Below are 12,576 nucleotides of genomic sequence, written 5' to 3' on the forward strand. Positions count from 1 at the left end.
CCCGTCCCCTACCACCTCCTGCGGAGTGGTGCCGAAGCGCAGCACGATGCGCTTGTTCCCCGGTGTCGGCTCCCGCCGGGAGTAGTCGGCCAGGATCCGCAGCTTGGTCGGCGCGTCCGGACCTGTCGGAACCGGGCCGTCGACGAGGACGTCGATCCCGGGCAGCGAGCCGAGCGCGAGCAGTTCCGGGGTGGTGCAGGCCGCGTGCTCGGGTCCCCGTCGGCCGAGCACCACCACCTCCTCGATCCGGCTGTCGGACAGTGCGGTCAGGGCGTGATCGGCGATATCGGTGCGGCGCAGGGTCTCCACGTCGGAGACGAGGATACGGGCGACGTCGAGCGCGACGTTCCCGTTGCCGACCACGACGGCGCGGGACGCGGTGAGGTCGAAGACGCGATCGGCGTGATCGGGGTGACCGTTGTACCAGGCGACGAACTCCCTGGCGGCGTAGCTGCCCGGCAGGTCCTCGCCGGGAATGCCGAGGCGCCGGTCACCCGCTGCGCCGGACGCGTGGATCACCGCGTGGTGGTGGGCCAGCACCTCGTCGATCGTCACATCCTTCCCGACCTCGACGCCGAGATGGAACGTGAAGCCGTCACGACGCGCGGTGCGGCCGAACACCCGGTCGACCGTCTTCGTGTGCCAGTGGTCGGGCGCGACGCCGAACCGCACGAGTCCGCCGGCCACGGGCAGCCGTTCGAACATGGTGACCTCGGCGGCGATGTCGCGACGGGCCAGCAGCTCCTCGGCGGCGTAGAACGCGGACGGTCCGGATCCGACGATCGCCACTCGCATCGCCGGGGGGTCGGCGACGCCGGCGGTCGCGAGGGCGAGCGGAAGCGGCTGCACGTGCGCGCCTGGCGCAATGCTGCGTGGATTGCGCTGGAAGTACTCGGCATTGATTTCCCGGTACCGGTCGATGTCGGGGGCGGGTGCGTCGCCGGGGACGATCGCATCCACGGGGCACACGTCGGAGCAGGCGCCGCAGTCGATGCAGGCGCCCGGGTCGATGTACAGCATCTCGGTGCGCTGGTACTCCCGCTCCGCGGGGGTCGGGTGGATGCAGTCGACCGGGCAGACCGCGACACAGGTCGCGTCGTTACAGCAGTTCTGGGTGACCACGTACGCCATCAGGGATGCTCCTCGCTCGTGCGCGTCACCGTGACCGGGACGCCGTTGAAGATCGGGGACGCCGTGAGCGCCTCGAGGTCGGTGGTGTCGTCCACCAGGGCGTTGTAGTTGCTGCCGGGGACCGAGGCCGACCGGGAGGTCCGCAGGCCCGGCCCGTCGTGGCCCCACCCGTGCGGCATGCTCACCACACCGGGGCGCAGCGTGTCGTCGATCCGCAGTTCGGCCGTCACGGTGGTGACCTTGGAAGTGACCGCGACCCGGTCGCCGTTCACCAGACCCTGCTCGGCCGCGTCGGGTGGGCTGATCAGCAGCGCACACTGGCCGCCGTCCGTCTGCGGCAGCGCGTTGTGCAGCCACGAATTCATGCCGCGACGCTGACGCCGGTTGATCAGCAGCAGATCCGGTGCTGCCCTCGTGACGCTCGCTCGCAGCCGCGGCAGATCGGAGACGACCATGTCCGGCATCAGGTCGATCCGCCCATCCGGTGTGCGCAGCACCTCCGGGACACGCGGCGCCAGCGGCCCGTAGTCGATGCCGTCCGGGTTGTCCTCCAGCAGTGCGAGAGTCAACCCGTCCGGGTCGAGCCCGAACCGGTCACCGTAGGGTCCGCTGCGCAGACGCAGGTCCAGCAGTCGCTGCGGGCCGCGGCGGCCGGCCACGGCGTCCATCACCCGTCCCGTTTCGCAGCCGACGAGGTTCGCGGCGCGCCGGGCCGCGACGGCGGCCACCTCGTCGTCGATCTCGCCGACCGGACGGTCCGGCGTTCCCTTCGCGATCGCGGCCAGCCGCAGCAGGATCTGCCACTCCGCCATCTCGCCGTCGGCGAGGTCCAGCAAGGGTGGGGTGTAGCGGGCGACGTTCCGAATCTGGAAGTGCGCGAGCGTGACGTCGTGGTGGCCTCGGGTTGTTACCGGGGGCGGGGGCAGAATCACGTCGGCATGGCGGGTGGTCTCGTTGAGATAGCAGTCCACCGACACCATGAACTCGAGCACACCGAGCGCGTCCTCGATCGCGCCGCTGTTGGGCAGGGACCGGGCGGGGTTCCCGGCGAGGGTGATCAGCGCCCGGGTGCGGCCCGGCCCGGGCGTGAGGATCTCCTCGGCGAAACATACCGCGGGCAGCTCCCCCATCGCCTCCGGCAGGCCGCGTACCCGGGACCGCCACCGGTCGAACATCAACTTCGGCGTCCTGGTCACCGGCCAGGTGTTCTGCCCGCCCGCGGGCGGCAATGCGAACATCGCCCCTCCGGGCCGGTCCAGGTTGCCGGTGACGATCGTGAGCACCTCGACGAGCCAGTTCGCGAGAGTGCCGAACTCCTGCATGCAGGTACCGATCCGCGAATGCGCCACCGCCGCAGCTGCTCCCGCGAACCCACGAGCCACTGAGCGGATCACGTCGGCGTCGATCCCGCACGCCGCGGCAACGGCGTCGGGCTCGAATTCCGCCGCCATCGCGAGGGCGGCGCCGAGGCCGTCCACCACGTCCGGCACCCGCCCGGGTCTGGACAGTCCCTCGGACGCGATCACGGACAGCACGCCGAGCAAAAACAAGGCGTCGGTGCCGGGGCGGATCGGCACGTGCAGATCCGCGACCTCGGCGGTGCGGGTGCGTACCGGGTCCACCACGACGAGGGTGCCGCCCCGCTCGCGCAGCGCCTGCAGCCGGTGGTGGATTCCCGGTGCGGTGACGGTACTGCCGTTGGACACCATCGGATTCGAGCCGAGGATCAGCAGGTAGTCGGTGCGGTCGAGGTCGGGCAGACTCATCCCCAGCCCGGTGCCGTACAGCAGCATGTGCGCGAGGTTCTTCGGCCAGGTGTCGACGCTCGCCGGCGAGTAGATGTTCCGGGTGCCGACGGCGCCGATCAACTCACCGAGGTAGAACGTCGAATCCAGGTGGTGGGCAGCCGGATTGCCGTGGTAGATCGCGCAGCTGCCCGGATCGCCGGTGACGAACTCCGGCAGTCGCCGCTCGATCTCGCCGAACGCTTCGTCCCAGGTGGCCTCGCGGAATCCGCCGCCCGCGGTGCGCAGGAGCGGTGTCCGGATCCGGTCGGGGTCGTTCTCGATGCGGCCGAGGCCGAGGCCTTTCGCGCAGCTGTGCCCGCCGCTCAGCACGTCGTCGGGGTTCGGTGCGACCCGCACGATGGTGCGCCGGTCGAGCTCGACGAGTAGCCCGCAGGTCGACTCGCACAGTGGGCAGATGCGATGTCCGGCTTTCGGTTCGGCGATGGTCATGAGAGTTCCTCCTCGGGTGCGACCGCCCCGACCGCGACGGGCACGGCGGTCATGGTCGGCATCGCGTTGATCGCCTGCACTCCGGCACCGGTTCCGGTCAGCGCGTTCACGTTCACCCCGGCGTCGTCCCGCGGGTCGACGCTGCCGAAACAGTGCGTCATCGACACGGTGCCGCGGGCGAGGGTGCGGTCCGCCCGCGCGGTCGCGCGCAGGCGTCCTGCCGCCGAGCGCACGGTCACTACCTGTCCGTCTGTGATCCCGAGTGCGGTCAGGTCGTCCGGGTGCAGGCTTGCCGGGTTGGTGCCGCCCGGAACGAGCCCCGGAACGCGGGTGCCGGTGGAGTTCACGGCCTCGCGTATCCGGCGGACCGTGAGGAGTAGCGGAAACTGTTCTGTGACAACTCGGTCGGTCAGCGCCGCGACGAGTTCTGCGCGCACGTCCGCGGGCAACAACATCAGGCGGTGCCCGGCACCGTCCTCCGTCGCCGGACCCACCACTGCACCACTTGCCCCGGCGAGGTGTCCGTGCGGGGCGGTGACCACGTCGGCGAACGGGACGCGTCCCCGTTCGGCCATCATCGCCAGCATCTGCTCGGACGTCGGCGGCGCGTCGGGATCGAGTATGCGGCCGGCGAACTTGACCGGCTGCCCGGAGGCGGCGGCAAGGTCGAGGAAGAACCGCCAGTCGTCGACGACGCCAGGCGGCGCCRGCAGGACAGCGGGGGTGAACTGCGCGAAGGGGCGGGGGAAGAACGGTTCCATGATCGCGGTGTGATCGGCGCGTTCGTACATCGTGGTCGGCGCGATAACGTAGTGCGCGAGCCGTGCGGTGTCCGACATGCGCGGGTCTATGCACACGAGCAGGTCCAACGATCGCAATGCGCGCAATGCTTTCGCTCGGTCGGGGAGAGCCGCGGCCGGGTTGCCGCCGGATACGATCAGCGCCCGCACCCGGTCGGGGCCGGGTTCGAGGATTTCGTCGGTGAGGATGCCGGACGGCAGCTCACCGCGCATCGCCCGCACTCCACCGATGCGGCTGCGGAAACCGTGCTCGTAGGCCCGGGCGGGCGGGGCGACCTCCGCGCGGGCGGGCGCGTGCCGGGTCAGGACGGCGCGGTCGTCGGCCCGCTCCCCCTCGCGCAGGTACCGGCCGCACACCACGTTCAGAGCGGCGACGAGGTGCTCCGCGAGGTTGGAATGCGGGCCCATGCACAGCCCGGTGCCGCTCGTTGCCATCCCCCGGCTCCCGCCCGCGAATACCTGGGCCGCGGCACGGACCCGGTCGGCGGGGACGCCGCAGATCCGGTGTACGACCGTGGGAGTCACGTCGGCTACGGCGTCGACGAGTCCCGGGAGATCGGCGGTGTACCGGCGACAGAAGTCGGTGTCGTGGAGCTGTTCGGTCAGGACGACGTGGAGGAGGCCGGCGAACAGGACGGCGTCCGTTCCCGGCCGGGGCGCCAGGTGCACGTCGGCCAAGGCCGCGGTTTCGGTGTGTCGTGGGTCGACGACGATCAGCCGCAGTCCCCGTTCCCGGGCGGCCCGCAGGGTGACGGACGGGTTCTGCACCACCGCGCCGTCCCCGTCGCCGCCGTTGGCGGACACGACCGGGTTGGTACCGGCCAGCAACCACACATCGGCGTCCTCGAACCGCTGCCTGCCGCCCAGATATGTTCCCATCCGTTCGGCGACAACCCATTTCGCGGATTGGTCGATGGTCATCGTGGAGAACAGCTTGTGTGAGCCGGTCCCCCGGAACCAGGCCCGGGCCATCGGCGGGGTGAGTGCGGCGAAGTTCTGCTGCGTTCCCATGAACAGTGCGACCGCATCCGGTCCGTGGCGGTCCACGATGGTGCGCAACCGGTCCGCGATGTCGGCGGTCGCCCGCGCCACCGGCACCGGCTCGTGCGTGCCGGTGCCGGTGCGGCGCATCGAGGTGGTCAGCCGGTCCGGGCCGTGGGCCAGATCGCCGCCGCGGCGTCCCTTGGGGCAGGTGTAACCACCGGAGATCGGGTGCTGTGCGTCTCCGAGGACCCGTGTGATCCGCCCGTCCTCGAGGTCGAGCAGGACTCCGCACGAGGAGGCACACAGCCTGCAGAACGAGGTACGCCGGGACGTGACGGGTGGCATCGGTTCAGTGCGCCTCGGCCGGTGCGGCCGCCGGTTCCGCGACCCCCGCCCCGGTGCGTCCGCGCAGACGTTCTCGGACGAACAACCCGCCGAGGGTGAGGACGGCGACGGCGGTGGGCACGATCATGAGCAGGAAGATGGTGCGGGCGTCCATTCCGGCCGCAATCAGGGCGGCACCGAGGGTCGGCCCGGCGATGGATCCGATCCGCCCGACCCCCATGGCCCAGCCGATCCCGGTCGAGCGTGCCGCAACCGGGTAGATCGAGGCGGCGATCGCGATGATGCCGGCCGAACTTCCCGACATCCCGAATCCGACGATGCAGATCGTGATGAGCAGCAGGGTGGAGTTCGCCAAGAACATCGCGACGGCGCCGATGAACAGTGCCCCGAGCGTGTATCCGGCCATCACCACCGCGTAGGCGGCGTCCGAGCCCCGGGACCGCGCCCATGCGGTGCCGACCCGGTCGGTGATCCACCCGATGGACAGCGCGCCCGCCATACCGCCGAGGTTGAACAGCGCCGCGGCGAGGATCGCATTGGACGCGCTCTGCCCGGCCTGGCTGAACAGCGACGGCATCCACCCGAACAGGAAGTAGATCACGAGGAAGTTGATGACGAACACCACCCACAGCAGGATCGTGTCCAGTGCCCGGCCACCGGCGAAGAGTTCCCGAATCGGCGACCGGTTGGCCACCACGGCGTCCACGGTGAACGTCACCGCACCGTTGATGCCGGCCTGCGGGGCGATCGCCGAGAGGATCTTCGCGGCGCCGACGTGATCACCGCGGGCCGCGAGGAACTTGCCCGACTCCGGCAGCCCGGCCCACGCCAGCGCCGCCACGAACAGTGGGAGAACGCCGCCGGCCACGAAGATCGACTGCCACCCGTACGCCGGAATCAGTTGAGCGGCAGCGAGTCCGCCGAGGAATCCCCCGAGGGACATGCCGGCAACGACGATGGTGACCATGGTGGAGCGGCTGCGCGCGGGACTGTACTCGCTGGTCAGTGCGATCAGGTTCGGGGTGACGCCACCGAGCCCGATGCCGGCGAGGATGCGCAGCACGATCAGCACACCCACCGACGGCGCGAAGGCAGACGCGAGCGTGAATACCGAGAACAACACGGTGCACAGCAGGATCACCCGGCGCCGGCCCCACCGGTCGGCGATCGGACCGAACAGCAGGCTGCCCACGACCATCGCGCCGCTGCTGAGCGCCAGCAGCAGTCCGAACGAGGCCTTGGACAGGCCCCAGTCCTCGGACAACGCGGGAATCGCGAATCCGATCAGCTGGGCGTCCATGCCGTCGAGGATCGCGAGCGCCAGGCACAGTGCGATGGCACGCTTCTGGAGGGCCGACACCGGTGCGGTGTCGATGAGTTGGGAGATGTCGACTTCACGAGTGGGGGCCACGACGTGTATTCCTCTCGGGTGGGGGAACCGCGGGGGATGAAGCCTCGAGCTGGATGGGCAAGCCGAAGGCGTGCCTCGAAGACATGCTTCAGACCGGTGTGACGGTGCCGTCGACCGCGAGTGCGTCGGCAGGAACCTCGGGGAAACGTTGACGCAGAGACGGTTTGGCGAGCTTACCGGAGAACGTGCGCGGCAGCGGCTCGCCGAGGGCGACGGCGTGCTGGGGGCGCTTGAACTTCGCCAGGTTCTCGCCGGCGACCTCGGCGATGTCGGCGACGATGTCGGCGGCGGGACGCTCGCTGTGGAACACCACCATCGGCACCTCGCCCCACCGGTCGTCCTTGACGCCGATGACGGCGAGATCGACCAGCCCGTCGATGCCGTGCAGCGCCTTCTCGATCTCGGCGGGGTAGACGTTGAGGCCGCCGGAGATCAGCATGTCCTTGCTGCGATCGACGATCTTGAGAAATCCGCCGTCGTCCTGCATGCCGAGGTCGCCGGTGCGCAGCCACCCGTCGCCGACGGTCGCCGCGGTGGCCTCGGGCTTGTTCCAGTACTCCCGCAGCACGTGCTCGCCCCGGACCAGGATCTCGCCGACCTCACCGGCCGGGGTGTCGACTCCCGGTTCACCGATCCGGATGTGGGTGCCGACCAGCGGCAGCCCGGCAAAGCCGGGCCGCGACACGGCGTCCTCGTAGGCGAGGGTCGAGACCATGCCCGACGCCTCGGTCAGGCCGTAGCACTGGGTGAGCGGGATGCCGTGTGAACGGTAGAAGTCGAGCAAGTCCAGGCTGACCGGCGCGCCACCCGTGCCGGCGAAGGTGAACTTCGCGAGTTTGCGGGTGCCGAAGTCGGGCAGCATCGTCATCCGTTCCCAGATCACCGGGACGGTCGTGGTTGCCGTGATCTGCTCGCGCTCGAACGTGTCGAGGGCGATCTCCGGGTCGTACTCGCGCAACAGCACCATCGTCGCGCCGGGCACGACGACGAGCTGCATGAAGATCGACAGGACCGAGCCGGTGTACACCAGCGGAGCTGAGCACAACACCCGGTCCTGCTGCGAGAAGCCGAAGGTGATCGACTGCGAGATGCCGGGAGTCATCGCGTTGCGGTGGGTGATCAGCGCGCCCTTCTGCACGCCGGTGGTACCCGAGGTGTAGCAGATGAAGCCGGGGTCGTCGGCGGCGATGGCGACGACGGGCGCGGTTCCGGGGTCGATCAGCCGCTCGTACGGCGGATAGGCACTGCCCCCGATCGCGTAGGTCTCGAACTCCGCCTGTTCGGTGGCGACCTCGAGCAGCGGCGCGAAGCCGTCTTCGACGATCACCACGCGCGGCGCGGAGTCGACAACCATCGGTGCCAGCTCTTTGGCGGTGAGCCGGAAGTTGAGCGGGACGCTGATCGCGCCGAGCTTGAGGGTCGCCAGGATGACGTGCGCGAGTTCGGGGCGATTGAGCATCATCACGGCAACCCGGTCGCCCTTGAGGACGCCGCGGGCCGCGAGCCCGCGGGCGAGTGCGTCGGTGATCGCGTCGACCTCGGCCCAGGTCTGCGATGTGTCCCCGAACACGATCGCCTGCTGCTGCGAACGCGTCTTACCCCAGAACCGGGTCAGGTCCGCGAGATTCATCTGTGCTCCTCGTGCTCGTCAGCCGGGTGTGACCACCCTCACTTCATGTGCGGCAAACCTAACAGTTATAGGCGAATGGCGCAATGCTCGATCCGGAAATTTCGGGCACCCCTCAGAACCGGACCATCACACGAGAACGACACCCACACAATATATTTCGTGTGGGTGTCGTTCTCCTGTGGGATACGCCCGGTCAGCCAGCGGGTGGCGCCTCGTGTCGGGGCGTTCTCGGGTCGATCGCCGCGGTGATCCGCGCATCCTCGTACCCGGCCACCGACCGCAGCACCTCCGCGGTGTCGGCACCGACAACCGGTGGCAGCGCGGGCGCGAACTTCTCCCCGGCGACCCGCACCGGGCTGACCACGAATTCGAGTTCACCGACCCCCGGGTAGTCGACCCGGTAGGTGTTCTCCCGCGCCTGGAAATGCGGGTCCGCGAGCATATCGGCCACGCTGTTGACCGGACCTCCCGCGATGCCGTGTTCGAGGAACAGCTGCACCCACTCGGCGCGGGTGCGCTGCGCGAAGATCTCCGTCAGCGCACGCCACACGAGGTCCGCACGGGCGGCGGCGCCCGCGTCGGTGCTGGTGAGGTCGACGCCGATCAGGTCCTGACGCCCAATTGCGACCAGGAAGTTGTGCCAGAACTTCTCCACGTGCGACCCGAACAGGATCGCCTCACCGTCACTGGTGCGGTAGGCCTCGAGTCGCGGCCAGTCGGGCAGCCGGCCGTCCGGCAGCCAGGACGGACGCGGCATCGAGCGGTCCCTGTTCAGCTCCGCATCCACCAGGTCGGGCATCCACGCGGCGGCGACGTCGATGCCCGACACCTCGACGTGGCAGCCGACACCGGTGGCTCCGGCCTTGTGCAGTGCGGCGAGCAGCCCCATCGCCCCGTACGCGCCGAGGGCGTACATCGCGATCGGCGGCGTGGTGGAGCCGGCCATGCCCTCGGCCGGCGGCTTTGCGGGAGTGTTCACCTCGCGCAGCCCGGCGTAGGCGTCGAACACCGGACCGCCGGTACCCAGAGCCCGGTACGGGCCGTCGGTGCCCATACCCGACACCGTGCACAGCACGATCTTCGGATTCACCTGGCGCAGTTGCTCGTAGCCGACTCCGAGCCAGTCCAGATAGCCGCCGCGCATACCTTCGACGACGGCGTCACACGAGCGGGCGAGGTCGAGGAAGGCCTGCTTGCCTTCGGGGCTGCGCAGGTCGAGCGCGACGGACTTCTTGCCGCGATTCCATCGCAGGTGCATGAACGCCGGTCCGTCAGGTTCGCCGATCGCCCGGCTGCCACCGACGCGGACCGGGTCGCCGAGCGGCCCCGACTCCACCTTGATCACCTCGGCACCGAGGTCCGCGAGGTGCCCACCCAGCGACGCCGGGGCCAACTGGGCGACCTCGAGGACCCGCACGCCGTCCAACAGCGAGTACCCACTCATGAATTCTCCTCCGCTCCCCGACCCACGGCCAGCGAGACATTCTGTGTTTGTTCGGGTTTCAGTTCGATCCAGAGTCCCTCGACATCGGCCACGAGGACGTCTCCGTGATGCATGGCACCGCGCATGAACCGCTTGCGGCCGTCCTGGCCGGCGAACTCCGCCTCCACCCGCAATTCGACGTCGAGTGGCGCGGGCGCCCGATAGTTGACGTGCAGGTACGCCGTGCGGGCCCACGGTCTGCCGCAGCTGTTGGCGAGACGCGCGAGGATCTCGTCGAAGATCAGCGGTGTCACGCCACCGTTCATCGCGTATCGGCCGGAATGGAATCTGCCGACGAGAACGCGCCCGCGCGCCCGGTTGTCGGTCACCTCGTCGAGATGGAGAGCCGGTGTGAGGGTCTGCCCGCGCCCCGCAAGGTCCCAGCGGCGCCCGGAGATCTGCTCGTCCTCGCCGACCTCGAACGCTGCCAGTCGGGCCGCGAGGTCACGGAGCGTTCGCGCTGTCCGGCCCGCCGCGTCCGGGGTGGGCCGGCTGCGGGTGACGGCCTCCTGCACCGCGCGCAGGGCGTCGGTCAGTTCCGCGAACTCRTCGTCACGGTCGGTAGTCGGTTCGAACGGGTCGTCCCAGCTGGGACTCCAGATGTCGTCGGTAGTCGAGACAGTGGTGGCGTCCATCCGGATCTCACTTTCGCTGGCGGGAAGAACTGCGAATCACTCTGCGCGGCTTCCGAAGTACGAGCGGAACATCTCCTCGACCGGGCGGGGTCGAAGGGTCGTGCGCGACACGACGTTTTCCCGGTCGTATCGGCTCCGCAGACCCTGCCCCGGCCCGTCGAGCAGCAGCGCTTTGATCTCGCGCATCGACTCGGGAGGCTGAGCCGCGATCTGTTCGGCCGCCTCGAGTGCGGCACCGAGAACGTCGCCGTCAGCCGCGTACCGGGAGACGAGCCCCATCCGGAAGGCCTCCTCGCCGGACACTGCTCGTGAGGTCAGCAGTAGATCGCGGGTCGGCCCGGCGCCGATCAGCTGGTCGAGGACCCAGGTCAGGTTGGCTCCGCCGTACTTCGCCGCGGTGACGGTGATGCGGGTGCCGGGGCCGCCCACCCGCAGGTCCGAACACACCGCGAGCAGGGTTCCCGCGCCGTAGGCCATCCCGTGGACTGCGGCGACCGTCGGTTTGGGGAACGTGAAGTACCGCCACAGCAGCTCTTCTCGTTCGAGCATGCTCAGGACTCCGGCGTCCGGGGTCATCGCGCGGAGTTCCTTCAGGTCGTATCCGGCGGAGAACGCCGCTGCGCCCTCCCCCGCCAGTACCACCACCCGAACGTCCGGGTCGTGTGCCGCCTCTGTGAGCGCGGCGTCGAGCTCACGTTGCAAACCGAGCGAGATCGCGTTGTGCACGTCGGGGCGAGCTAGGTCGAGTTGCAACACCCCGGGAGCCGGGGACGATCGACGCAGGTCGTCCGACGTCACTTCGCACCGCCGACCGCGGCCTCCTCACGCGCGACCTCCTCGGCATCCCGGGTGATCATCTTGTGGAAGACCTGACCGGGGAGTTCGTTCCGTCCGTAGATCAGCTCGTCGACCTGCCCGTGCGCCGCGTTGGCGGTGATCGTCTTCGTGACGAACCAGTCCTCGGCGTGCAGGGTCTCCATGAGGAGTTCCCAGTTCTTGTCGAGAATCCGCTTCTCGCGCGGGGTCTCCGGCTCCTTTGGGGAGAGCAGACGGATGGTGCAGTACGACACGTTGGGATCTTCGGTGTCGGGAACGATCGTCCAGATCTCGAAGTGATTGGGCTCCGTCACGAGCATGGTGCCCGGATAGATCGTGTAGTTCGCGAGGGAGTAGTTGCGGACGTCGAACGAGTCGGGATCGGCGCCGCGAACCTCGGTGATCGACTTGCGCGCGACGACGATTCGCCATGAGCGGTCCACCAGGTCGTATGCCGTGATGTTCCCCTCCAGGTAGTTGCACACTGTCTTGGTGTGCAACTGGCACAGGTGGTACGAGTCCTGCACGCCGTCGACGGCGATCTTCCAGTTCATGTCGAGTTTCCAGGTCTCCTTGCGCACCTGGAACGACTCGGCCATTCCGGTCGCCGTCACCTCCGCGTCGTGCTTGGCGCCGAGGATCGCGGCGATGTCGAGATCGGCCCCGACCGTCGGAACCACCCAGACCAGGCCGTGCCGTACCTCGCAGGGAAATTCCACGAGCCCGTACTGCGCGCGGTCCATGCCTTCGAAGCCTTCCGAGTGCGGCATCCCCCGCAGATCGCCGCCGCGGCCGTACGCCCAGTTGTGATACGGGCAGCTGAAGATGCGCTTGCAACCCGATTCCTCGAACTCCACCTTTGCACCCCGGTGCCTGCAGACGTTGGAGAAGGCCTTGACGCTGCCGTCCGTCTGCCGCACTACCAGCAGCGGTGTGCCGATCAGCTCGGTCGTGACGAAGTCGCCGGCCTTCTTCAGCTCGTCGACGTGCGCGACAATGTGCGGCAGTCGCCGGACCACCTTGCGTTCGCGTTCGGCGAGTTCGGGGTCGTTGAACGCCGAGAACGGCACCCGAAGCAGGTCATCCGCGTAGTCGGTGCTGTTG

At 69.1% G+C, this 12,576-nt stretch carries 9 protein-coding genes; all 9 read right to left on the reverse strand.

All coding sequences use genetic code 11. From position 1 onward, the window contains the following. Window positions 1–1,131, reverse strand: a 1,131-nt coding sequence (locus AC1D1G_RS31940) for an FAD-dependent oxidoreductase (protein WP_477955206.1), incomplete at its 3' end; no start/stop codon positions are given. Next, entirely contained in the window at window positions 1,131–3,368 is a 2,238-nt protein-coding gene (locus tag AC1D1G_RS31945) for a molybdopterin-dependent oxidoreductase (protein WP_283352067.1), read from the reverse strand. The genes AC1D1G_RS31940 and AC1D1G_RS31945, both read right to left, overlap by 1 nt. Next, window positions 3,365–5,497, reverse strand: a complete 2,133-nt coding sequence (locus tag AC1D1G_RS31950; protein WP_477955209.1) for a molybdopterin-containing oxidoreductase family protein — start codon at window positions 5,495–5,497, stop codon at window positions 3,365–3,367. Before AC1D1G_RS31950 ends, AC1D1G_RS31945 begins: the two co-directional genes overlap by 4 nt. Before the next feature lie 4 nt (window positions 5,498–5,501). Further along, a complete protein-coding gene (locus AC1D1G_RS31955) occupies window positions 5,502–6,908 on the reverse strand; it encodes an MFS transporter (protein WP_283352065.1) in 1,407 nt (468 codons plus the stop codon). An 88-nt stretch (window positions 6,909–6,996) separates the two neighbouring features. Next, window positions 6,997–8,538, reverse strand: coding sequence for a class I adenylate-forming enzyme family protein (locus AC1D1G_RS31960; RefSeq protein WP_283352064.1), 1,542 nt, complete (start codon window positions 8,536–8,538; stop codon window positions 6,997–6,999). 193 nt (window positions 8,539–8,731) lie between these two features. Continuing rightward, window positions 8,732–9,982, reverse strand: coding sequence for a CaiB/BaiF CoA transferase family protein (locus AC1D1G_RS31965; protein ID WP_283352063.1), 1,251 nt, complete (start codon window positions 9,980–9,982; stop codon window positions 8,732–8,734). Continuing rightward, window positions 9,979–10,656 carry a PaaI family thioesterase gene (locus AC1D1G_RS31970; RefSeq protein ID WP_283352062.1) on the reverse strand — a complete coding sequence of 226 codons (678 nt, stop codon included), beginning with the start codon at window positions 10,654–10,656 and terminating at the stop codon, window positions 9,979–9,981. The genes AC1D1G_RS31965 and AC1D1G_RS31970 overlap by 4 nt, the downstream gene beginning before the upstream one ends. Window positions 10,657–10,692: 36 nt before the next feature. Further along, window positions 10,693–11,454 carry an enoyl-CoA hydratase/isomerase family protein gene (locus AC1D1G_RS31975; protein WP_105413771.1) on the reverse strand — a complete coding sequence of 254 codons (762 nt, stop codon included), beginning with the start codon at window positions 11,452–11,454 and terminating at the stop codon, window positions 10,693–10,695. Then, on the reverse strand, window positions 11,451–12,576 hold a 1,126-nt coding region (locus AC1D1G_RS31980), incomplete at its 5' end, for an aromatic ring-hydroxylating oxygenase subunit alpha (RefSeq protein ID WP_477955212.1). The genes AC1D1G_RS31980 and AC1D1G_RS31975, both read right to left, overlap by 4 nt.

The sequence above is a fragment of the Rhodococcus sp. P3_B8 genome, from assembly GCF_056402775.1.

What these genes read in the sequence shown, in the direction of transcription:
- AC1D1G_RS31945 (WP_283352067.1), bottom strand. Translation starts at nt 3,368, where the DNA reads ATGACCATCGCCGAACCGAAAGCCGGACATCGCATCTGCCCACTGTGC.
- AC1D1G_RS31960 (WP_283352064.1), bottom strand. Translation starts at nt 8,538, where the DNA reads ATGAATCTCGCGGACCTGACCCGGTTCTGGGGTAAGACGCGTTCGCAG.
- AC1D1G_RS31965 (WP_283352063.1), bottom strand. Translation starts at nt 9,982, where the DNA reads ATGAGTGGGTACTCGCTGTTGGACGGCGTGCGGGTCCTCGAGGTCGCC.